22 protein-coding genes and 1 pseudogene are annotated in these 23,587 nt (G+C 34.0%); 18 read left to right on the forward strand and 5 right to left on the reverse strand.

Features of this window, described 5'->3' with window-relative positions; all coding sequences use genetic code 11:
* Nucleotides 1–63 precede the first annotated feature (63 nt).
* Complete coding sequence (locus ACYVEC_RS26445; protein WP_063224236.1) at nt 64–1,029, reverse strand: arsenic resistance protein; 966 nt, start codon at nt 1,027–1,029, stop codon at nt 64–66.
* 293 nt (nt 1,030–1,322) lie between these two features.
* Here ACYVEC_RS26445 and ACYVEC_RS26450 point away from each other — a divergent pair, with 293 nt between their 5' ends.
* The 5 genes from ACYVEC_RS26450 (at nt 1,323) to ACYVEC_RS26470 (ending at nt 6,891) form a co-directional block, all read left to right on the forward strand.
* Entirely contained in the window at nt 1,323–2,015 is a 693-nt protein-coding gene (locus tag ACYVEC_RS26450) for an FMN-dependent NADH-azoreductase (RefSeq protein WP_063224235.1), read from the forward strand.
* A 234-nt stretch (nt 2,016–2,249) separates the two neighbouring features.
* Nucleotides 2,250–3,608: a branched-chain amino acid transport system II carrier protein gene (brnQ, locus tag ACYVEC_RS26455; protein WP_063224234.1), complete on the forward strand. Its 1,359-nt coding sequence runs from the start codon at nt 2,250–2,252 to the stop codon at nt 3,606–3,608.
* Nucleotides 3,609–3,691: 83 nt separating this feature from the next.
* Nucleotides 3,692–4,111, forward strand: coding sequence for a VOC family protein (locus ACYVEC_RS26460; protein WP_060630450.1), 420 nt, complete (start codon nt 3,692–3,694; stop codon nt 4,109–4,111).
* Between the two features lie 328 nt (nt 4,112–4,439).
* The gene (locus ACYVEC_RS26465) at nt 4,440–6,089 is read left to right on the forward strand and encodes a copper resistance CopC/CopD family protein (RefSeq protein ID WP_063224233.1); all 1,650 of its coding nucleotides are present in this window, start codon (nt 4,440–4,442) and stop codon (nt 6,087–6,089) included.
* Nucleotides 6,090–6,270: 181 nt separating this feature from the next.
* A complete protein-coding gene (locus ACYVEC_RS26470; protein ID WP_063224232.1) occupies nt 6,271–6,891 on the forward strand; it encodes a YcnI family copper-binding membrane protein in 621 nt (206 codons plus the stop codon).
* Nucleotides 6,892–7,013: 122 nt separating this feature from the next.
* Here ACYVEC_RS26470 and ACYVEC_RS26475 read toward each other — a convergent pair whose 3' ends face one another.
* Both ACYVEC_RS26475 and ACYVEC_RS26480 read right to left on the reverse strand, forming a co-directional pair.
* Entirely contained in the window at nt 7,014–7,790 is a 777-nt protein-coding gene (locus ACYVEC_RS26475) for an alpha/beta fold hydrolase (protein WP_063224231.1), read from the reverse strand.
* A gap of 177 nt (nt 7,791–7,967) precedes the next feature.
* Entirely contained in the window at nt 7,968–8,873 is a 906-nt protein-coding gene (locus ACYVEC_RS26480) for a DMT family transporter (RefSeq protein ID WP_063224230.1), read from the reverse strand.
* A 97-nt stretch (nt 8,874–8,970) separates the two neighbouring features.
* Here ACYVEC_RS26480 and ACYVEC_RS26485 point away from each other — a divergent pair, with 97 nt between their 5' ends.
* The 7 genes and pseudogenes from ACYVEC_RS26485 (at nt 8,971) to ACYVEC_RS26515 (ending at nt 14,930) form a co-directional block, all read left to right on the forward strand.
* A complete protein-coding gene (locus ACYVEC_RS26485; RefSeq protein WP_063224229.1) occupies nt 8,971–9,840 on the forward strand; it encodes a LysR family transcriptional regulator in 870 nt (289 codons plus the stop codon).
* Nucleotides 9,841–9,960: 120 nt separating this feature from the next.
* Nucleotides 9,961–10,392, forward strand: coding sequence for an Rrf2 family transcriptional regulator (locus tag ACYVEC_RS26490; protein ID WP_063224228.1), 432 nt, complete (start codon nt 9,961–9,963; stop codon nt 10,390–10,392).
* A gap of 71 nt (nt 10,393–10,463) precedes the next feature.
* Entirely contained in the window at nt 10,464–11,114 is a 651-nt protein-coding gene (locus ACYVEC_RS26495; RefSeq protein WP_063224227.1) for a DsbA family oxidoreductase, read from the forward strand.
* Between the two features lie 57 nt (nt 11,115–11,171).
* Complete coding sequence (locus tag ACYVEC_RS26500) at nt 11,172–11,774, forward strand: nitroreductase family protein (protein ID WP_063224226.1); 603 nt, start codon at nt 11,172–11,174, stop codon at nt 11,772–11,774.
* A 126-nt stretch (nt 11,775–11,900) separates the two neighbouring features.
* Nucleotides 11,901–12,035, forward strand: a complete 135-nt coding sequence (locus tag ACYVEC_RS26505) for a hypothetical protein (RefSeq protein WP_000997346.1) — start codon at nt 11,901–11,903, stop codon at nt 12,033–12,035.
* A 107-nt stretch (nt 12,036–12,142) separates the two neighbouring features.
* Nucleotides 12,143–13,739 (forward strand): annotated as a pseudogene (locus tag ACYVEC_RS26510) (amidase family protein).
* Nucleotides 13,740–13,916: 177 nt separating this feature from the next.
* On the forward strand, nt 13,917–14,930 hold the full coding sequence (locus ACYVEC_RS26515; RefSeq protein WP_275718783.1) for an AI-2E family transporter: 1,014 nt from the start codon (nt 13,917–13,919) through the stop codon (nt 14,928–14,930).
* Between the two features lie 53 nt (nt 14,931–14,983).
* Here the strand turns inward: ACYVEC_RS26515 and ACYVEC_RS26520 are convergent, their stop codons facing one another.
* Nucleotides 14,984–15,928 carry an L-lactate dehydrogenase gene (locus tag ACYVEC_RS26520; protein ID WP_016088332.1) on the reverse strand — a complete coding sequence of 315 codons (945 nt, stop codon included), beginning with the start codon at nt 15,926–15,928 and terminating at the stop codon, nt 14,984–14,986.
* Nucleotides 15,929–16,129: 201 nt separating this feature from the next.
* Between ACYVEC_RS26520 and ACYVEC_RS26525 the strand changes: the two genes are divergently transcribed.
* Nucleotides 16,130–17,566, forward strand: coding sequence for a flavin monoamine oxidase family protein (locus ACYVEC_RS26525; RefSeq protein WP_460509118.1), 1,437 nt, complete (start codon nt 16,130–16,132; stop codon nt 17,564–17,566).
* A gap of 103 nt (nt 17,567–17,669) precedes the next feature.
* The gene (locus ACYVEC_RS26530) at nt 17,670–18,593 is read left to right on the forward strand and encodes a CobW family GTP-binding protein (RefSeq protein WP_460509121.1); all 924 of its coding nucleotides are present in this window, start codon (nt 17,670–17,672) and stop codon (nt 18,591–18,593) included.
* Nucleotides 18,594–18,701: 108 nt separating this feature from the next.
* Here ACYVEC_RS26530 and ACYVEC_RS26535 read toward each other — a convergent pair whose 3' ends face one another.
* Entirely contained in the window at nt 18,702–19,697 is a 996-nt protein-coding gene (locus ACYVEC_RS26535; RefSeq protein WP_460509124.1) for an S-layer homology domain-containing protein, read from the reverse strand.
* Between the two features lie 357 nt (nt 19,698–20,054).
* Between ACYVEC_RS26535 and ACYVEC_RS26540 the strand changes: the two genes are divergently transcribed.
* From ACYVEC_RS26540 to ACYVEC_RS26555, 4 genes are read left to right on the forward strand one after another with little or no spacing between them, the layout of a single operon-like run.
* Nucleotides 20,055–20,660 carry a TetR/AcrR family transcriptional regulator gene (locus ACYVEC_RS26540; RefSeq protein WP_063224220.1) on the forward strand — a complete coding sequence of 202 codons (606 nt, stop codon included), beginning with the start codon at nt 20,055–20,057 and terminating at the stop codon, nt 20,658–20,660.
* Between the two features lie 14 nt (nt 20,661–20,674).
* Nucleotides 20,675–22,165 carry an o-succinylbenzoate--CoA ligase gene (locus tag ACYVEC_RS26545; protein ID WP_063224219.1) on the forward strand — a complete coding sequence of 497 codons (1,491 nt, stop codon included), beginning with the start codon at nt 20,675–20,677 and terminating at the stop codon, nt 22,163–22,165.
* Nucleotides 22,166–22,169: 4 nt separating this feature from the next.
* On the forward strand, nt 22,170–22,586 hold the full coding sequence (locus ACYVEC_RS26550) for a MaoC family dehydratase (RefSeq protein WP_002071359.1): 417 nt from the start codon (nt 22,170–22,172) through the stop codon (nt 22,584–22,586).
* Entirely contained in the window at nt 22,586–23,581 is a 996-nt protein-coding gene (locus ACYVEC_RS26555; RefSeq protein WP_063224217.1) for a 3-oxoacyl-ACP synthase, read from the forward strand. The genes ACYVEC_RS26550 and ACYVEC_RS26555 overlap by 1 nt, the downstream gene beginning before the upstream one ends.
* The last annotated feature ends 6 nt before the right edge of the window (nt 23,582–23,587 follow it).

Here is a 23,587-nt window from a genome sequence, read left to right on the forward strand (position 1 = left end):
ATTATCGTTACTTCTATAAGTTCTCGAAAATAAAAAAACGTCCCAAAGTAGGACGTTTTTTTATTATGTATATTGCTTTTTTTTCTTAATAAGTAATAACACTTGTGACACACAAGCAAGTACTGGTAGTTCTATTAATGGTCCAATAACTAACGCAAGAGCGATAAGTGGTTCGTCTGGAAAAGCTGTTACGGCAATAGCGAGTGCAACAGGTGAGTTTCTCGCTAATGTTGTTAAACTTAAACTTACTGTATCTTTATAAGATAAATGCATGATACGACCGATAAATTGTCCTAGTACAAAATTAATGATGAAGAACAATAGAACAGGAATGAGTAATAATAAAACCACATTCATATTTTGTAGTAAATATTTACCTTGTGATGCAAACATCGCTACTATTGCTAAACTTAAAAATACAATTTGGGTAGAGCTGAAAAACGGAATGAGTTTATTCTCAAGTGTTTCAGCTTTTTGCAATTTATTCATAATGAATTTTGTAGCGTGTGCAAGTAAAAATGGTAAGACGATTACGATAATAATACTTTCTACTAAAACAGAAACCGCTACAGTCTTCATGACACCAGCGAATAAAAATAAATAAATTGGAAGGAGTAGTACTTGCAAAATTAAATTTACCGGTAAAATCGCAGTAGAAAGTGCTACATTTCCTTTCGCTATTTCAGTAAAGATTAAGTACCAATCTGTACATGGAGTAACCATTAACATGATAAATCCAATCCAAAGCGCTGGGTGATCCGAAAGAAATAGTGCTCCTAATCCCCAAGCGAGTAAAGGTGTCCATAAAAAGTTAATAGTAAGACTTGTTCCAGCAAATTTTAAGTTGCGAAATCCATTTTTTATTTCTTTCAATGGGATGCTGAGGAATAATCCATATAGCATGAAAAATAAGAAGGGGACAATAAATTGCTCTGAATACATATGTATGAAATTAAATTGCCCGAGTATGATGCCGCATGTAACAGCAAAAAGAATAATAAAAGTTTGAATCTTTTCTATAGTGCTCATGAGTAAAACCTTTCTAAATATGAATTTTCCTTTCTAAGTTTATTATACAAGTAATATAGAGGTATTTGGTGTTCAATTGAGTTTCGGTTAATGTTTTTAATCCGAGATATTATTTTATATTTAAAGTTACTTGACTAAAGTAAGTGGATATATTACAATCACTTACATAAGGTAATTAAATAACAAAAAGTTTTAATTAACTTTACTTAAGGTATGAATTGGAACTTTTTATTAGAATAAGAATTTTTATGATGATGAATAATGAATATGATAAGAAAGTTTAGGTGAAGAAAATGGGATTATTTAGCTCGTTATTTGGTAAAAAAGAAGAAAATACAAAAGTAGAGGGGAATAAAACAATGTCAAAAGTATTATTTGTAAAAGCAAACGATCGTCCAGCGGAGCAAGCAATTAGTTCAAAAATGTATGAAACATTTGTAAGTACTTATAAAGAAGCTAATCCGAATACAGAAATTACAGAGTTAGATTTATTTGCATTAGATCTTCCTTATTACGGAAATGTCGCTATTTCAGGTGGATACAAACGTAGTCAAGGTATGGAGTTAACAGCTGAAGAAGAGAAGGCTGTTGCTACAGTAGATCAATATTTAAATCAGTTTTTAGAAGCTGATAAAGTTGTATTTGCGTTCCCACTATGGAACTTTACAGTACCAGCACCATTAATCACATATATTTCATACTTATCTCAAGCTGGAAAAACGTTTAAATATACAGCTAATGGTCCAGAAGGTTTAGCTGGTGGTAAAAAAGTAGTTGTATTAGGTGCACGTGGTTCAGATTACTCTTCAGAACAAATGGCTCCTATGGAAATGGCAGTGAATTACGTAACAACTGTACTTGGATTCTGGGGAATTACAAATCCAGAGACAGTTGTAATTGAAGGACACAATCAATATCCAGATCGCTCACAACAAATTGTTGAAGAAGGTTTAGAGAACGTTAAGAAAGTAGCGGCGAAATTTTAATTAATAGTAAATGTAAAAACCAACATGGATGACCATGTTGGTTTTTTAGTCTATTTCTATGTTAAAAAATGTATATTTATAAAATAAATGAAAAGTTTGAAAATAGTATTGCAAAATATTATACATCAAACTATAATGAGTTCAAGAATAGTTGATAATTGAATTAAATATTCAGAAAATTCAATTAGTTAAAAATGGAAAATGAGATAAGGAAATTTGAATGGGGGTTATATTATGGCGAATAAAGTACCGTTTTCGTTCATAGTAGTTATTGGATTAATGTTATTTGCACTATTTTTTGGAGCAGGAAATTTAATATTCCCGGCAATGCTTGGTCAATCGGCAGGAGAGAATGTGTGGATTGCTAACGCTGGATTTTTAGTAACTGGTGTTGGATTACCGTTACTAGGTGTACTAGCATTTGGTTTTTCAGGTAAAGATGATTTACAGTCATTAGCAAGTCGTGCTCACCCAGTGTTCGGGATTGTGTTTACAACAGTTTTATACTTAGCAATCGGTCCGTTATTTGCAATACCAAGAACAGGAAATGTATCTTATGAAATTGGTCTTAAGCCGTTTATGCCAGAGGGATTAGGTTCTACACCTTTAATTCTTTTCACAATTGTATTCTTTAGCATCACTTGTTTTTTTTCGCTAAATCCCGCGAAAATTGTCGATATTGTTGGAAAAATCTTAACGCCAATTAAATTAACATTCATCGGTATTTTAGTAATCGTTGCTTTTATTCACCCGATTGGAGAAATGCAAGCACCAGTTGAAGCTTATACATCACACGCATTCTTTAAAGGATTCCAAGAAGGATACTTAACGATGGACACGCTTGCATCATTCGTATTTGGAATCATCATCATTAATGCAATTAAAGAAAAAGGTGCGAAAACGAAAACGCAAATTATGGTCGTTTGTGCAAAAGCGACAATCATTGCAGCATCTATTTTAGCAATTATCTATACAGCTCTTTCTTATATGGGTGCTTCGAGTGTTGCAAAGCTTGGACATTTAGAGAACGGCGGAGAAGTATTAGCGAAAGTTTCTAACTACTATTTTGGATCATATGGTGGAGTATTATTAGGATTAATGATTACAGTAGCTTGTTTAACAACTAGTGTAGGACTTGTATCAGCATGTTCTTCATTCTTCCATAAGTTATTCCCAAATGTTCCTTACAAAGCAATTGCAGTCACGCTATGTGTATTTAGTGCAATTGTTGCAAACGTAGGATTAACACAATTAATCGCAGTTTCTGTTCCAGTATTAACAGCAATTTATCCACTAGCAATCGTATTGATTTTCTTAACATTCTTCCATTCATTATTCAAAGGAAGAGCTGAAGTTTATCAAGTGAGCTTAATCGTAACATTTATTATCAGCTTATTTGATGGATTAAGTGCAGCTGGAGTTAACATTGAAGTAGTAAGCCAAGTGTTTACTAAATTCCTTCCGATGCAGGAAGTAGGATTAGGCTGGATCTTCCCAGCGATTATCGGTGGATTTATCGGATATGGCATTAGCGTTTTAAAACCAAAAAATCAAATTCAACCAGCAGCAAATACGAATAAGAAAATAGGTTAAATAAAAAAGTTATAGAACTTGTTTCTATAGCTTTTTTTGTTACTATTAATAATGAAAGAAAATAAAGTAGTAGGGGAAATAAAATGAAAAAAACAATTGATCATATAGGAATCGCAGTTCGAGATATAGATAGTACGATACGTTTTTATGAAAAGGTATTGTTAGGGACATTAATAGATCGTTACGTAAGTGAAGCACCGGGTGTGGAAAGTGAGGTAGCCATTCTTGAAGTGGATGGAGATAGAATTGAATTACTTGCACCGACAAATAACACTACTTCACCAATTGCCCGATTTATAAAACAAAAAGGTAAAGGTGTACATCACGTTGCGTATCGTGTAGATGATTTAGATATAGCTTTAGAAGAATTAAAAGAACAAGGAATTCGAACGTTAGAGCATACACTTCGAATTAATAAACACGGCAGAAGATTAATCTATCTTAACCCAGCGGATACAGAGGGAACAATCATAGAGTATTGTGATTATCCGGAAGAGAAATAGAAGAAAGATATTTTTAAAAAGGTGTTACGTAATAACGTAATACCTTTTTATTTATGTATTTCACACTTTCTTCCCAAATGATTCACGATAACTTTTCTTCTTCAGGAACTTACGTAAATATATTTTATGATATAATAACAATCGACTTTAAAAATGTAAGTAGTATCTATGAAGGTAGTTACTATTGTATTAGAAGTTTAGAGGTGAGAGAGAAATAAAGAGTTATACTGTATAGAAGTTTATATTTAATCAAGTTAATATTTCGCCGATGGATTTAATTTGGAAGTAGATGTAATAAAAGTATAGCAATGAGGAAGAAAGAAGTGAAATGATTGTGAAAGTAATGAGAAGGTTAGGGGCATGGCTATTACTTGCGTGTGTGCTTATCATATTAATACCGAAAAGTGCATCTGCTCATGCGTACGTTGTGAAATCAAACCCTGCTGAAAATGAAACATTGAAGAAAGCATCATCTATTGTGAAAATCGAATTCGATGAGGACATACAAGTTTCAAGTTTTAATATATTGTACGTGAGAGATACATCAGGTAAAAGGGTCGATTTAAAAGATGCTCATATTGATAAAAAAAATAAAAAGCTATTAGAAGCCGGATTAAAAGAGAATCTCAAAAAAGGTCTCTACTCTATTCAGTGGAAAGTGATTTCAGCTGATGGACATCCAATTCAAGGAGTTATTCCATTCCGTATTGGATTAGCTGAAGCGGGAGCAGACGATGTACAAGTAGAAGAGATGGGGTATGTCCCGCAAATTGATATGATTATGGAACGTGGAATTTTATATACAAGTTTCTCACTATTTATAGGAGTTCTATTCTTTAATCTTATTATGTATAAAGGGAACGTAATAGAAGTTCAATTAAGAAGTAAAAAAATAATATGGATTTCATTAATTGGTATATTCATTAGTTTATTATTCAATCTACCACTGCAAGCGAAAATAAATGCTGATGTTTCATGGCTAGAAGCATTCAATCCTTTATTATTAAAAGAAACGTTACAGCTTTCTGTTTTTGGTTATGTATGGATTACTCAAATGGCTCTTATAAGTGTGCTTATAATTGCTTCGTATGTTGCGATGAAGCGTGAGAAGCTTTCGTCGTTTAAAGTATGGAGCATTCCATTGCTATTGTTTATCGGGATACTTGTTATGAAAGCCTTTAATAGTCACGCATATGGTTTAAAGTTTAAAGATATTGCTGTCGTTATGGATTTTCTACATTTATTCGCAGCTTCATTATGGATTGGTGGTTTATCATCTATTATTCTTCTTTTACGTAAAGAGGATAACAAGTGGAATATGTATTGGGATATGATTAAGCGTTTTTCACCGTGGGCAACAGGTGCTGTCATCGTGATTTTAATAACAGGTCTTTTTAACAGTACATTTTTTATTCCAACAATCCACTCGTTATTTGATACAAAGTATGGATTAGCTTTATTAGTAAAGATACTTTTATTCATTTTCATGGGGGTATTGGGAATTGTTCATTATGTGAAAGGGAAAATGAGAGCGGAGCAAGGATTAGGCGCTACGTTGAAAGTAGAGTTTATCATTGGAATTATCATTTTCGTAATCGTAGCTTTTATGACAAACGTACAAACACCACCGATGCCTCCTACTGGACCTTTTACAGAGAGTAAACAAGTAGATAATGGATATGAAATTACGCTAAATGTGAGTCCTAATAAGGTAGGACAGAATACATTTCATGTTACTGTGAAGGATGAGAATGGCCAACCTGTTACTGATATGGAGCAAATTACACTAACGACTCAATCGTTAGATATGAATATGGGAAAAGGATCATTTAAAGTTTCGGCAGTTTCACCGGGAGAATATGAAGCAGAAGGTATGTATATTAACATGACAGGTAACTGGAATATACAAGTACACGGATTAACAAAATCGCTTGATAGCTTTGATACGGATTATAAATTTATTGTAGGTGGCAGATAAAGTGAAACTTTAATCAGTGGGGGTATCCCCCACTGATTATTAGCCCGCCCCAATTGTGCTTTTACGGGCAGTTGATCCCCGCCTAACTTCTTTGCCTTCGCTGAATTTTGAAATAGGGGTCATACTGCCCGGCGAATAGCGGGGTAAAGAGGCATTATAGATAAAAGGGAGTAAATAGAAAATGAAACGTATAAAAAAATTAGGAACAATAATGATCGCAACAATAATTGCAATGGGAATTTTTTCGTTACCTGTTAGTGCGCACGTAACTGTGAAGCCAGCAACTTCTGACATTGGCTCTTGGGAGACTTACACGATAAAAGTACCAGTTGAAAAGAATATAGCAACAACAAAAGTTACACTGAAAATACCGTCTGGTGTGGAATTCCAACAGTATGAACCAGTGCCAGGATGGAAAGTGGAAGAGCAAAAAGATAATGCTGGAAAAGTGAAAACTGTAGTATGGGAAGCAACAGGAGAAGGAATTTCACCTGGTCAGTTCCAGCGATTTACTTTCGTCGCTAAAAATCCGGATAAAGAACAAAAAATAGCTTGGGATGCATATCAACAATATAAAGACGGAGAAATTGTTGAATGGACAGGCGATGAAAAAGCTGAAAAACCGCATTCACTTACTACAATTGCAAAAGGTACGTCATTAACAGGAGAACATGGTGAAGTGTCTAGTGTAGAAAAGAATGAAGGTACTAGTAATGTACAAGTAATAACAATTGTTTTATCTATTTTGGCGATTGTATCGTCGGTAGGTACGTGTGTTTTTGTAGTACGTCGTAAAAAATAAGTAACCTTGAAAGGTCTCATTGAAAGTAATGAGACCTTTTTTATTAGTTTTAGGGATTAGTAAAATGAGGATAGCAACATTGTTGTAGTCACTATATAACAAAATTTATTGATACGTGGAAATCAATTGATGGTCATTACGTCTTCCGGTAAGGAATCATGTTCTAGCCAGTTTTCAATTAAAGTATTAAATAACTTAGGGTCCGCTAAAGAAATTCCATGACCGATTTTAGAAATAATAACACCTGTGCAATTGGGATTACTTTCAAGGATTTCAGTCAACGAGTCTTTCATGATTCTTTTTTCGTTTTCTCCAACAGTTACTAATATATTACTATTAGCATTCTCAAAGTTTTTTGGTATTGTAAACGACATGTTTTCTTCTAGCATCCTTATGAAGGTATTTTTACTTATTTGACAACTGTCATGATAATAGTGGTCAAAGTATTCTTTATCTATGTACATTGATTTGGCTTGTATTTTCGAAAACGTCCTACTCTTTATAAGAGGGTAGGTTAGCCCAATAGATTTTATAAATGTGCTAGCAAAAGGAATGGATTTGACTAAGGCACTGTTTATCATAGCATATTGGATTAAGTCAGGTTTCATGCTAAGCATCGCAATTAACACTTGAGCACCTAATGAAAACCCAATTGCTATAATAGTTTTACCTTGTCCTATTTCTTCAATTAGTTCAATGATTTTTTTAGCACTAAAATGTATTGAGAAATGATCTTTATTTCTGTTTTTTCCTTGATCAGGTAAATCAGGAACAAGGCAGTGAAAGTTAGTAAAATGTTTAATTTGTTTGTCCCACATCCATCCACTGACTCCGCCCCCATGAATAAAAACCATAAGTGGAGAACGTGTATCTCCAAATTCTTTATAGTGTAAAACCATATAACTCCCCCTTATAATTGGAATTGTAAATCCACCCATCTGTACTAGAGATAATATTTTTACTACTTAATTATCATCATACAATAAAGAAATTTCATTTGTTAAAATTCTAAGTGACTTTACTCATGAAATGATAAGAAAGAGCCTACAAAACAGTAGGCTCTTTCTTATGTTTATTTATTTCACTTCAACCCGCTGCCCTACAGCAAGTGTTTTCGGCTTTATATTTACAAAACAAATACTCACTACAATAAATAATAGTCCGATGAATAGGCTAATAGTAATGGCCTCATGTAAGAAAATTGAACTTACAATTATAGCGATTAGAGGAATGAGAAATGTATAAGCCCCAACTTTACTTGCTTCACCAGCTCCAACGAGTGTGAAGTATGCAAGCCACCCCATTGCAATAACAAAGAATGAAATAAATAGTAGTACACTAACAAATGGCATACTCCAAGCGATACTAGACCAACTTTCAAATTCTGAGCCAAATCCGACTAAACAAAGACCGCCGATAAGAAGCTGAAGTGTTACCATCCAAATGGCATTCACACGGTGACCAGTTTTCTTAATAAATACTGTTCCAAGTGCCCAGCCAATAGCACATCCTAATGCAAGAAGGATTCCAATGACAGAAATATGACCAGTTAAACTACTAGAGCTAATAACTCCTACACCAATAAATCCGAGTACAAGCCCGAAAATTTTTAAACCGTACATTGATTCTTCAAGCCATATCCACGAGAAAATACCAAGTAAAACAGGTTGTAGAAATACGATGGCGGAAAATAGACCAGCAGGCATATATTGAAGACCAACAGTTTGTAACCCGTAAAATATAATGATGTTAAGTAAAGAAGAAATAACGTATAAATGCCAAGTTTCTTTTAAATGTAATTCTTTATATTTTGGTAGAGCGAAAAGGAGTAAAATGAATCCTCCAATTAAAGTTCGAATGCCTGCAAATAAAACGGGTGGTGTATAATGCAGGGCAAACTTAGATAAAGGCCAATTGATTCCCCACATAAAAACGAGGAAGGTAAGGATTATGGCCGTCTTAGTTCGAGAAAGCTGTGTCACTGTAAGACCTCCTTGATGTTATTCATTTCATTATGATATGATATCGGCTGTGATAAATAAAATGAATCTTTTTTATGAGGAGTATAAGTGATTAGTTATGACCATTACACAACTTCAAGTGTTAATAAAAACTGTTGAGTTAGGCAGTTTTACGAAGGCTGCCAGAGTGTTAAATATGACGCAGCCCGCGGTTAGCCATGCGATTTCAAGTATTGAGTTAGAATTAGGAGTTACGATTCTTATACGGGATAAACGAAAAGGGCTAATCGTTACCGATGTTGGAAATAGAATTCTTGTACATATTAGAGAAATTTTGAACGGTGTTGAGAAGATTGAACAAGAAGTTGCGATGGAGAAGGGGCACGAAGTTGGGACGATTCGAATTGGGAGTTTTCCGAGTGCTTCTGCACATTTTTTACCCAAAATGATAAACCTTTTTAAGGAGAAGTATCCGAACTTAGAAGTCGTTCTTTGTGAAGGAACAATTAAAGAAGTTGAAGATTGGTTAGTATCGAGGGTTGTTGATATAGGAATTGTTATTTTGCCTAATAAAGATATGGAGATTGTCCCATTAACGAAGGGGAAAATGGTTGTTATCTTAAGAGAGGATCATCCTCTTTGTAAGAAGGACTCTATTGCAATTAATGATTTAGAGAATGAACCGATCATATTATGTAAGGGCGGATATGAACCACCCATTATCGATATGTTTAAACAAGCCAACGTACCACTTCGAGCTGAGTATATAATTTCGACAGTTACTACAGCTTTAAATATGATTCAAGAAGGATTAGGCATTGCAATATTAGCTGAATTATCTTTAACGAATTTACCCAAAAATGTGCAAACAAGAGAATTGGAACCACAAGTATGGAGAGAAATTGCTTTAGCTGTTCCTTCATTAAAGGATTCTTCAATCGCTGTGCAGCTATTTATTGAAGAATTTCAAGCGCTATTTGCAGAATAAAAAGAGGTGTCTCATATATCATAATGGGACACTTTTTAATTTGTTTATAAAAAATCTATGAAAAGGATTGACTTATCTTTTTGTTGTAACTATAATGATTACATCAAGGTGGTGATCATGATGAAAATTAGTAGCCGCTTTTCTATAGCTGTTCATATTTTATCTATTTTGAAAAACAATCCATCTTCAGTTTGTACTTCAGACTATATAGCTGAAAGTGTAAATACGAATCCAGTAGTCATTCGTAAAATTATGTCGTACTTGAAGCAAGCTGGTTTTGTTTACGTAAACCGAGGTCCAGGTGGCGCAGGGTTATTAAAGGATTTACATGAAATCACGTTGTTAGATGTGTATCATGCAGTAAATGTAGTGGAAGAGGATAAATTATTTCATATTCATGAGCAACCAAATCCAGATTGTCCAATTGGAGCAAATATTCAAGCTGTATTAGAAGTTATATTAATACAAGCGCAATCCGCCATGGAAGAAGTTTTGAGAAATATTACGATGGGGCAGCTGTTTGAAACTTTGCAAGAAAAAATGAATGCTTAAATAATATTTATATTTTTTTTAATATCAATGTAACCTATATGGTTACAACTATAAGGTAAGGTGTAAAAATTATGACTGTAAAAATGAAAGTATACTCAGATTTTATATGTCCATTTTGTTTTTTAGCAAAAGGTCCATTAGATGAAGTAGCGAAAGAGAAAGATGTAGAAATTGAATGGATGCCATTTGAGTTGCGCCCAAGTCCCTATTCAAAAATAGATCCATGGAATGAGCCAGAAAAATTAGGTTCATGGGATGCTTTCATTCTTCCAACTGCGAAGAAATTAGGAATCGATATGCGTTTGCCACGTGTTTCTCCGCATCCATATACACATTTAGCTTTTGAAGGGTGTCAATTTGCGAAAGAACGTGGACTAGGAAATGAATATCATCACCGCGTATTCACAGCATTTTTCCAAGAAGAGCAAAACATTGAAGATATTGATGTGTTAACAAAATTAGCAGTAGAAGTAGGACTTCCTGAAGCTGAATTTAAAGATGCTTTAGTAACTCGCAAATATAAAGAAAAGCATCAAGAAGCAATACAGCATGCATATGATGAAGCGAATATTATGGCTGTTCCAACTGTCATGATTGGGGATGAAGTCATTCAAGGTCTTGCTAGTAAAGAAACGTTACAAAGAGTTATTGATAAAGAAATTGAAAAGGATAAAACAAATTCATTTGAAGGCATGCAATGTAGTACAGATGGATATTGCTAATTCGCTTGTTATGAAATAACAAAATAAATAATAAAACAAATATTTGGAGGAATTATTATGTCAGCAACTACAACAAACTTAAAAGAAGCAATCGTGAACCGTCGTTCCATTCGTAAAGTAACAAAAAATGATGCAATTACGAAAGAAAGAATTGAAGAAGTATTAAAAACAGCTTTACACGCACCAACATCTTTCAATATGCAAAGTGGTCGTATGGTTGTATTAATGGATGGAGAGCATGAAAAGTTTTGGGATATTGTTAAAGAAACACTAAGAGCCCGCGTACCAGCAGAAAACTTTGAAGCGACTGTAGAGAGATTAAAAGGTTTCCATGCAGGTGTTGGGACTGTGTTATTCTTTGAAGATCAAGCTACTGTAGAAAAAATGCAAGAAAATGCACCATTATATAAAGATCAGTTCCCATTCTGGTCTCATCAAGGAAATGCGATGTTACAACATACTGTGTGGATGCTATTATCTGCTGAAGGAATTGGGGCGTCATTACAACATTACAACCCAATCGTAGATGCTGAAGTGAAAGAAACTTGGAACATTCCGGCAGAGTGGAGCTTAGTAGGACAAATGCCATTTGGTGAACCAAACGAACAACCAGGAGAAAGAACGTTCTTGCCTACTGAAGATGTAGTGAGATTTTATTAAGAAATACAATATGTAACGAGAAGGAAGTTGTGCTTAAAAACAGCTTCCTTTTTTGTAGTGGTGTTAATTTATGGGCATTTAGGGAAGAAATATAAGAAATAATCCGGTGAGAAGGGAATTAGAAAAATGAATGATGAGAAAAAATATACAGTGGTAGGTACTGATGTTGAGGAAGTAAAGCGTTTAAATAAAAATTCAGGGTTAACGTATAATCAAGTGAAAGAAATGTTAGCGAAGCAAATGCAAAAAAGAAGTAATTAGATTGAAATCTTTCATTTTTTCATTTAGCATTTTGATTGGAGAGAGTTAAGTAAAAGGTAACTCTCTTTTTCGTATAGCTAAGCATCTTATAGAGTGGAGGAAGCAACATGAAGAAATGGGTAAAGGTAACGCTGTCTATCGCTGGAGGCATTGTCTTATTAGCGTGTGCCGGCGGATATTACGTGTATAAAAATTTTTTTCCAAAGGAACCTGAGCGTATTGTATATGATAAAGAAAGAGTGTTGAAACCGATACATAATCAGCTTAAAGGAATCAATATAGAAAATGTAAAGATAAAAGAAAAAGAAGTCGTAAATGCGACTGTAGATGAGCTTCAAAAAATGATTGATGATGGAAAGTAGTCATATGAAGAATTAACGAGTATTTATCTCTTTAGAATACAAGAACATGATCAAAATGGAATAACATTAAATTCTGTTACAGAGATAAACCCTAATGCGATGGAAGAAGCAAGAAAGTTAGATCAAGAGCGAGGTAGAAACAAAAAGTCGAATTTATATGGTATTCCTGTCGTTGTAAAAGATAATGTACAGACGGAAACAGTGATGCCGACTAGTGCAGGAACGTATGTATTAAAAGATTGGATTGCAGATGAGGATGCGACGATTGTGAAGAAGTTGCTTTTGTTTTAGGAAAAGCGAATATGTCTGAATGGGCAAATTATTTATCCTTTACAATGCCTAGCGGATATAGCGGGAAAAAAGGACAAAATTTGAATCCGTACGGTCCGATTACGTTTGATACATCAGGATCAAGCTCTGGATCTGCTACAGTAGTTGCGGCAGATTTTGCGCCGCTTGCAATCGGGACAGAAACGACTGGATCAATTGTAGCGCCAGCGACGCAGCAATCAGTAGTTGGATTACGTCCATCACTAGGTATGGTGGGTAGATCAGGCATTATTCCGTTAGCTGAAACGCTTGATACAGCAGGGCCGATGGCAAGAACGGTAAAGGATGCGGCAACGTTATTTAACGCAATGGTAAGTAATGATGAAAAAGATACTATGACAGAAAAAATGAAAGAAAAAGAAAGAATTGATTATACGAAGGATTTATCAATAGATGGATTGAAAGGGAAAAAAATAGGGGTTCTTTTTTCAATAGATCGACAGATGAGAATAGAAAGAAAGTAGCAGAAAAGATTAGAAAAGACCTTCAAGATGCAGGTGCGATATTGACTGATGATATTCAGTTAAACAGCGAGGGTGTAGATAATCTGCAAACATTAGAATATGAATTCAAACATAATGTTAACGATTATTTTTCACAGCAAAAAAATGTACCGGTAAAATCGTTAGAAGAGATTATAGCGTTTAATAAAAAGGATAGTAATAGACGAATAAAATATGGACAAACATTAATTGAGGCGTCTGAAAAATCTGTTATAACGAAAGATGAGTTTGAAAAAGTAGTGCAAACGAGTCAAGAAAATGCAAGAAAAGAGCTAGATAGATATTTAGTAGAAAAAGGTTTGGATGCTTTAGTTATGATTAACAACGATGAAGTTCTTCTATCAGCTGTAGCTGGCTATCCAGAATTAGCGGTGCCAGCAGGATATGATAACAATGGAGAGCCAGTAGGTGCAGTGTTTGTCGGGAAGTAATTCAGTGAGAAGGAACTATTCAATATTGGTTATGCGTATGAACAGCAGTCTAAAAATAGAAAATCACCTAAATTGTAAAAGGGTAAACGAAAAAAAGAGCTCCATTGAAGTAAGTAGGTGGCTAATGTAAATAGAATCTAACAATATAAAAAGAAAAAAAGGATTCTTTCTAATTAGTAAGAAAGATTGTCTATAGAAGTTCATAAAATGTAATATATTCAATTTCCATCCACTGAAGGGGGAGGTTAAATCTTAATGAATGAAGTGAAAAATTTCTTTCGAAGTAGAGGGTTTCAACGGTTTCTCGTTTTAATAATAGTGGCGCTTGTATTATATGGATTAAAAAGTATGATCAATTTAATATTAATTACGTTTATACTGACATTTTTAATGGATCGATTTCAACGTTTTATTTCAAAGAAATTGAAAGTGAACCGGAAAATTGTTATCGCCTGTTTGTATATCATATTAGTTTCCTTTATTGGTACGACATTGTATAAATATTTACCTGTGTTAACGATACAAATTTCACAATTGATTTATCAATTTAAATTGTTTTTTCAAAACCCACCTGATAATGAAATCATTAAATATGCACTTTCGACAATTAACGGAATGGAAGTATCAAAATATATAGAACAAGGTGTAGATGTCATATATCAATCGATTGCAAATATAGGAAAAGTCAGTTTGCAAATATTACTCTCACTTATTTTAAGTTTATTTTTCTTGTTAGAAAAAGAACGCATAATATCATTTACTTCGAAATTGAAAGATAGTAGTCTGAAGGTTTTTTATGAGGAAATTGCATATTTTGGTGAAAGGTTTGCAAGATCGTTCGGTAAAGTAATTGAAGCGCAGTTTTTAATTGCAGTTGTAAATTGTATTCTTACTGTCATTGCATTAATTGTTTTAGGATTTCCGCAGCTTCTCGTATTAGCTGTCATGATTTTCTTACTTGGATTAATCCCTGTTGTCGGGGTAATCATTTCCTTGTTTCCACTTTGTATTATTGCATATAACGTAGGCGGAGTTATGTACGTTGTATACATACTTGTGTTCATTACAGTAATCCATGCTCTTGAAAGTTATTTTTTAAACCCGAAGTTTATGTCTGCGAAAACGAATTTACCAATCTTTTATACATTTATGATTCTCATCTTTTCAGAACATTTCCTCGGAATCTGGGGGCTTATTATCGGGATACCAATCTTCATCTTTTTCTTAGATGTACTTGATGTAAATAATGAGGAATCGATTAAAAAATAGAAAATAAACAAAAAGCAATCCAAAATAAATTGGATTGCTTTTTATTATGCATATTAAAGAACTGGAGCCATTGTTTCTTTCAGCACTTGAACAGAGTGATCGAATTTTAATTCTTCTTCTTCGCTTAATTCTACTTCTAAAATTTCACGAACACCGCCGCGATTTAATACAGCAGGTACACCGATATACACATCTTTTTGACCGTATTGACCTTCCAAATATGCTGAAACAGTTAATACACTATTTTCGTCGTTTAAAATCGCTTTAGTAACACGTAGAAGTGACATACCAATACCATAGTAAGTTGCGCCTTTTCGCTCGATAATATGGTAAGCTGCATCACGAACGTTTATGAAGATTTTGTCTAAATCTTCTTGTGTGTATGTGTTGTCTTTATCAAGAAGTGTTTGTAGTTTTTGAATACCAACTGATACGTGACTCCAAACAGGAAGTTCCGTATCACCATGTTCACCGATTATATAAGCATGAATGTTGTGTGGACCAATATTGAAGTACTCACCTAACATATAGCGGAAACGAGCAGAATCAAGTGTTGTACCAGAACCAATTACGCGTTCTTTCGGTAAACCAGATTCTTTCCAAGTTACGTAAGTTAAAATATCGACAGGGTTAGTTGCGATTAAGAAAATACCATCAAATCCGCTATCCATAATGCTACGAACGATTTGTTTGAAGATTTTCGCGTTTTTCTCAACTAAATCTAAACGTGTTTCGCCTGGTTTTTGTGGTAATCCAGCCGTAATGACTACAAGATCAGCATCTTTACAATCTTCGTAGCTGCCTTTCCATACTCTAGTTGGAGCTGGAGCAAATGGAACTGCATGACTTAAATCCATTGCTTCTCCTTCAGCTTTTGCCTCGTTTACATCAACTAAAACAAATTCTTCAGCTACAGCTTGGTTAATCATGCAGTAAGCATAACTACATCCAACTGCTCCTGTTCCTACTAATACAACACGGTTAATACCTTTTTTCATTTCAAAATTCCTCGCAATTTCATTGATTTTATTATGTAAGATAATACGTCTTACTTCTATAGATTCATATCTAGTTTATTACATTTTATAAAAGATATTCAAGTATTTGAAAATGTATCCGTGCAATTTCTTGCATAAAACATAGGAAGTAAGTTAACCGAATATAATGCAATAAAATCCTTTATTGAAGGGGAAAAGGCCATGATGCAGCCATTAACGATGGAAAGAATGCTTCATATTATTAATGTGGGGCTCGTTAAAACGAAGAATCCAAAGCAGATTATTATTGTTGGTGCAGGAATTTCAGGATTAGTTGCAGCATCGTTATTGAAAGAAGCAGGGCATAAAGTAACAATTTTAGAAGCGAATAATCGAATAGGCGGAAGAATATATACGATCCGTGAACCGTTTAGCAGAGGTTTATATTTTAATGCAGGACCAATGCGAATTCCTGATACACACAAGTTAACTTTAGCTTACATTCGTAAATTCAAATTACTGTTAAATCTTTTTATAAATAAAACCGCTTCAGATATTATTTATACGAATAATATTAAAACGAGATTAAGCATATTCGAAAAAAATCCAAGTATACTTGGATATCCTATTTTAGAGAGCGAAAAAGGTAAAACGGCAGAAGAGTTAATGTTAGAGGTATTAGAACCGATTCTAAATTATATTAAGAAAGATCCTAATAAGAATTGGAGTATTGTTGAGAAAAAGTATAAAGCATATTCGCTCGGCACATTTTTAACTGAATATTATTCAGACGGTGCAATAGATATGATTGGTGTACTTCTTGATATGGAAGCGTATATGGGAATGTCTTTAATTGAAGTATTACGAGAAATGGTCTTCTTTACTTCAACGACGAAATATTATGAGATAACGGGCGGGATGGATGCATTACCAAAAGCATTTTTATCGCAGTTAAATGAGAATATATTTATGCGGTATAAGGTTGAAAAAATTATACAAGAAAATAGCAAAGTGATGATGCAAGTAAACCATGAACAAACTATTGAGAGATTTATGGTTACAGGTGATGTTGCAATTGTTACGATCCCATTTTCAGCTTTACGTTTTGTTGAAATTCAGCCTTACAATCTATTCTCTTATTATAAAAGACGAGCAATTCGTGAATTAAATTATATTGCTGCAACGAAAATTGCGATAGAGTTTAAAAGTAGATTTTGGGAGAAAGCGGGACAGTGTGGAGGTAAATCTATTACAGATTTACCTATACGGTTTACATATTATCCGAGTTATGGCATTCATACACCAGGGGCAGCTATCGTTTTAGCGAGTTATACGTGGGCAGATGAGGCGTTAACATGGGATAGTTTACCGGATAGAGAACGCATTCGTTACGCATTAAAAAATTTAGCAGAAATATACGGTGACATCGTCTATAGTGAGTTTGTTACGGGAACATCTTTTAGCTGGAGTCAAAATCCGTATTCTTGTGGTGCATTTACAGCTTTTGAACCAGGTCAAGAGCTCGAGTTATTTCCGTATATTAAACCACCGTCTGGAAAAGTACACTTTGCAGGAGAGCATACGACATTAACACATGGGTGGATGCAAGGAGCGATTGAGTCTGGGATTAAAGTTGCTTATGAAGTAAACGAACAGTGAACATATATTTACAAATCACGACTCTTTTAATAAAATAATAAATATAAATCGTAATTATTACGCTTTGAATACGCTTGAAATAAAGAAATGGATGGTCGATCAAATGAATAAAGTAGAAATTCATATATTAGGTGGCTTTTTAGGTAGTGGAAAATCAACATTATTACAAAATTTATTGTTAGCAGAAAAAAAGAAGAATAGAAAAGTTGCAGTATTGATGAATGAAATTGGTGAATACTCGGTAGATACCGATATTATTGGAAAAGAGAATGTTTTAAGGGAACTTCTGAAAGGATGTATTTGTTGTACGCTAAAAGAAGAGCTTGAAATACAATTACATTCGTTATATCAGCAAGAAAGACCAGATGTCATTTATATAGAAACGACAGGTGTTGCGCACCCAATTGAAGTGTTAGATGCATGTGTATCACCAATTTTAGCACCTTTCTTAGAAGTGAAATCAATAGTAGTCGTTTTAGATGCAGTAAGGTGGTTAAATCGAAGTGTATTAAGTGCAAACGTTCAGCAATTATTACATGAGCAATTGAAGTTTGGTAGCCACATTTTAATTAATAAATCAGATTTACTAACATTTGCGGATAAGAACAAAGTAATTGAAGAAGTGAAAGCAATAAATAATCATGCTAAATTGTTTGAAACAAAATATTGTAATATATCTTTAGAAGACATAGAAGAAGCTGAATTTACGAATGATGGGAAACAAGAAACACTACATGTAAAACAGCATTTACATATACAAACAATGACATATCAATTTACGAAATCGATTGATCAAGATAAATTATACGAATGGCTTTCGAATTTACCAGATAGTATTTATCGTGTGAAAGGTTTTGTGAAATTTCATGGGGACAAATACCCGCACTTATTCCAATATTCGTTCGGGGTACCAACTTTACTGGAACAAGACTTCGGTTTCCCAACGAACTTGGTAGTAATAGGGGAAGGGCTAGATAAGAAACAATTGGCTGAAGGGTTAGAGAAAGTGGAACTTAATTCTAATTAAGGTTAAAGGAGCTGCTCCACAAGTCGGTGAAACCGACTTGTGGGCAGCCTTTTTATTTCTTATGAGTAACCATTTAGCTACTTGTATTCATGTTAAATAGTCACTCTTTTAGTATTTTCGTTTTCCAAGATAAACATTTACACTAGTACTAGAGTCTCTTCTAAATTCAATTTTGCGACCATCTAATTCTATTGTTCGAGAGCTTGCAGTAGGATTTTTAATTAGAATATAGAGATAATATGATTTAGTTGGTAGTAGTGTATTTAGGATTTTTTTCACCGGCTCGTTTAATACAGGATCATCACTATGAATAGACATTCTATATGCACTGTCATCATAGGGAGAAAAATTAAAATGCATAATGCCATCATATGTTTGACCAGTTTTAGTGAATACATAGTTATAATCGGTTTTTAAAAATCCAGCATCAATCAGTATATTCTCAATTTCTTTATACTTATCCTCATCTTTTGCAGGAATAGAATCAGGAACAAAATAAGGGCTTACATTAATTGCTTTATACATAAACGTTGCAAATTGTTCTCTTGTTACATTCATTTCTCCGCCATATTTATAGTCTCCAATTCCTTTTGTAATGCCATTACTATACAATGAACGAACAGAGTTTGTTGCCCAATGATTATTTGGGACATCATAGAAAAGGTCATTTGTTTTTACAGGTAGATGAAACGTTTTTTGTAAGATAACAGCCATTTCATATCGAGTCAATGTATCATCGGGTCTAAATTTGTCAGTGCTACTGTCCCCTGTCATAAGTCCTTTTTGAGCAACTGCTTTAATACTGTTTTCAAACATATGTCCATGAATATCAGAGAAATGTTTACTTGCAGATCCGGTATTTTCTAGTTTTAAGTATCTTGAAATAATAGCAGCTACTTGTCCACGAGTTACATTGTCTCCAAACCCAAATTTTCCGTTACCATAACCACTAATAACCTTTTTCTCAGTTAAATGGTCAATCGAATCTTCAGACCAATGCCCTTTTGGTACATCGATGAAACGTTCCGTTTGTGCATGAGCATTCGTTGCGCCGAATAATGTGGTGGTAATTAAGCCTGTTGCAAGTACATGTTTAAAATTCATTATGATTCCTCCTAAGTATATAAAACAATATTTTCTCACTCATATCCGATGCTTATAAGTGATAATCAATTATATATTATATTACTATATTACGGTTTTGTAAAATATGGATTTACTTTCATAATATTGCTTAAATGTATATGTTGTTATGAGAGGGCGGGAAGTGTAAAAAAGTCAACTGACGAGGCATTTATATGTTCTGATTAGGAATGCGTTATAAAATTCTCACTAATTAATAGCTAGTCAAAAAAAGCCAATCTTTATTGGGTTATAGAAAAACAGTTGCAGATTTTGTCTAACGATAATAATTGTAAAATTCAGAAATATATTTATAATCAAATCTAAGAGGTGATTCAGGTGTCAGAAAAAACAATAATGGATGTAAAAAACTTAACAACAAAAGGGTTAGAAACGAGAGAGAAATTATTGTGTGCTGCAGAAGAGGTGTTTGGTAGTAAAGGATATTACGAGGCTTCTATCGTGAATATTACACAAGAAGCAAAGGTGGCGCACGGAACTTTTTATAATTACTTTCCATCTAAAAAAGATATATTTGATGAATTGATTCGCAGATTGAACCGTGAGTTACGCTTAATTATTAAAGAAGAAATGAAGGGAATATCAAATTACGAAGAGGCACAAAGGAGAGGTTTTCAGGCCTTCTTTCGATGGGTGAAAGATCGTCCTAATCTATATAATATTGTACAACAGGCGGTAGTTGTTGATGATAGTTTATATAGATGGTATTATGCAAAGCTCGCAAATGGATTTTTAAAAAGTTTATCGGCTGGTATGGAAGCGGGAGAGTTTAAACGGCTTGATAAAGAAACAATTGCGTATTGTCTTATGTCAATTGGGCAATTTTTAGGAATGCGATGGGGTTATTGGGAAGAGAAAGATGTTCCAGAAGATGTATTTGAAGCAGCGATGTCATTAATATTTGAAGGATTGAGAAAGAGATAAGGGGTGGGGAGAATATGCAAGGCATTGCTTATTGGATTGAAAAACGGGCCTATTTACATCCAGATCGCATTGCCATTATTACAGAAGAGGAGGAAATGACATATAAGCAGTTACATGAGTATGTAAGTAAAGTAGCCGCATATTTAATTTACGAATTAAATGTGAAAAAAGGAGAAAGGATAGCTATTTTATCGCAAAATAGCTTGGAATATATTGTGCTTTTGTTTGCTATAGCAAAGGTAGAATGTATTGCTGTTCCACTAAATATACGGTTAACAGAAAATGAGCTTATATTTCAGTTGAAAGATAGTGGAACTACAGTTTTATTTGTAGAGGAAACATTTCAAAATATGGCATTGTCAATGCAGAAGGTATCGTATGTACAAAGAGTTATTTCGATTACAAGTTTAAAAGAAATAGAAGATAGAAAAATTGATAACTTTGAAGAGATAAATGAAAGCGCATCCTTTATTATATGTTATACATCAGGTACAACAGGAAAACCGAAAGGAGCTGTACTTACACAAGAAAATATGTTTTGGAATGCGCTTAATAATACATTTGCGATTGACTTAACTATGCACGACCGCTCTATTGTATTATTACCTTTATTTCATATTGGTGGAATTGGTTTATTCGCATTTCCAACTTTATTTGCAGGCGGTGTAATCATTATTCCGAGAAAATTCGAGCCAACTACAGCTCTTTCCATGATAGAAAAACATAAAGTGACTGTAGTGATGGGAGTACCTACAATTCATCAAGCATTAATAAATTGTTCAAAGTTTGAAACTACACATTTACAATCAGTTCGCTGGTTTTATAACGGTGGTGCCCCATGTCCAGAAGAGTTGATGAGAGAATTTATAGATAGAGGATTATTATTTGGTCAAGGTTTTGGTATGACTGAAACATCACCAACCGTATTTATGCTTTCGGAAGAAGATGCAAGACGTAAAGTAGGCTCAATTGGGAAACCTGTTCTGTTTTGTGAGTATGTACTTGTTGATGAAAATAAAAATAAAGTTGAGATTGGTGAAGTTGGAGAGTTACTTATAAGAGGACCAAATGTAATGAAAGAGTATTGGAATCGGCCAGATGCAACAAAAGAAGCGATTCAAGATGGTTGGTTATATACGGGAGATTTAGCTAGAGTTGATGAAGATGGTTTTGTATACATTGTAGGTAGAAAAAAAGAAATGATAATTTCCGGTGGTGAAAATATTTATCCACTTGAAGTAGAGCAAGTTATTAATAAGCTTTCTGGGGTATATGAGGTAGCGATCGTTGGTAGGCAACATGTAAAGTGGGGAGAGATTCCAATCGCTTTTATTGTGAAAAAGAGTAGCAGTGTATTAACTGAAAAAGAAGTCATTGAGCATTGTTGTTTATTTCTAGCAAAATATAAAATACCGAAAGAGATTGTTTTTCTAAAAGAATTGCCTAAAAATGCAACTGGTAAAATTCAAAAAGCACAGTTAGCAAATCAATTGAAAAGTAGGTGAAGAGATGACGATGTATAGCACGGGTCAACAGGCGTCATGTAGTAAAACAATAACAGAAACGGATTTTGTATTATTTGCAGGTTTAAGTGGGGATTTTAATCCAATTCATATTGATCATGAGTATGCGAAGCAAACTAGATTTAATCAAAGAATAGCACATGGTTTACTAACTTCTAGTCTATTATCGCAATTGCTTGGTATTCATTTACCTGGAAAAGGATCCGTTTATATGGAGCAAACTATTAAATTTACAGCGCCAGTTTTTATAGGAGATACAATTACAGCAACGGCTACAGTACAAGAATTTATGATAGAAAAGAGAGTTTTGAAATTGTTAACGGAGTGTCATAACCAAAAAGGAGATTTAGTATTAACAGGTGTAGCTACTATGATGGTGCCAAAAGAAGGAGGAGTAGTCTAATGAATATTGGGATTGAAGCGACTGGTGTTTTCTTCCCCAAAGACGTAGAGACGGCTGCAGACCTATCTAAAAAAACAGGTATCCCTGAGCACATTATTATAGAAAAGTTTGGATTATATGAAAAACATGTCGCAGATGAAACGATGCATGCATCAGATTTAGCTATTGCTGCTGCAAAGCCAATATTATTACAAGTAGATCCTCAATCTATTGATGTAGTCATTTATTTTGGCAGTCCACATAAAGATTACCACGTATGGTCTAGTGCCCCAAAAATTCAGCATGAACTTGGATTGAAAAATGCTTATGCTTTTGAAATTATGAATGTTAGTTCTTGCTTTCCAATCGCTCTCAAAGTCGCAAAAGACATGCTTTACTCCGATAACTCAATTGAAAATATATTATTAGTAGGTGGATGTAAAGAATCTCAAATTGTAGATTATGATAATCCACGCTCGCGTTTTATGTTTAATTTCGCTGATGGTGGAAGTGCAGCTTTAGTGAAAAAAGACGCTAAAAACGGTGAAATATTAGAAAGTGCGATTATAACGGATGGTTCATTTCATGAAGATGTTCGTATCCCAGCTGGTGGATCGAAGCAGGTTGCGAGCTATGATACAGTTGAGAATCGACAACATTATATTGATGTAATAGATCCTATTAATATGAAAGAACGTTTAGACCGGGTTTCAACTCCTAATTTCGACAAGGTGATTCGGGAGGCGTTAAGAAAAAGTGGATATACTCCTAAAGATATTAAAGTATTGTTACCATTGCATACAAAACGTTCTATGTTAATAGAATTGATACAGGGGCTAGGGCTAGCGGAAGAACAAGTCGTATATTTAGATCATTATGGGCATATGTCAGCGCTTGATCCGTGTATTGGCTTACACTTTGCAAATGAACAAGGAAAATTACAGGCCGGAGATATTGCAGTAGTAGTTAGTGCAGGGACTGGGTATACGTGGGCAGCTACTGTGATTAGGTGGTAGTAAAGA

Source organism: Bacillus sp. MN7755 (genome assembly GCF_054771475.1).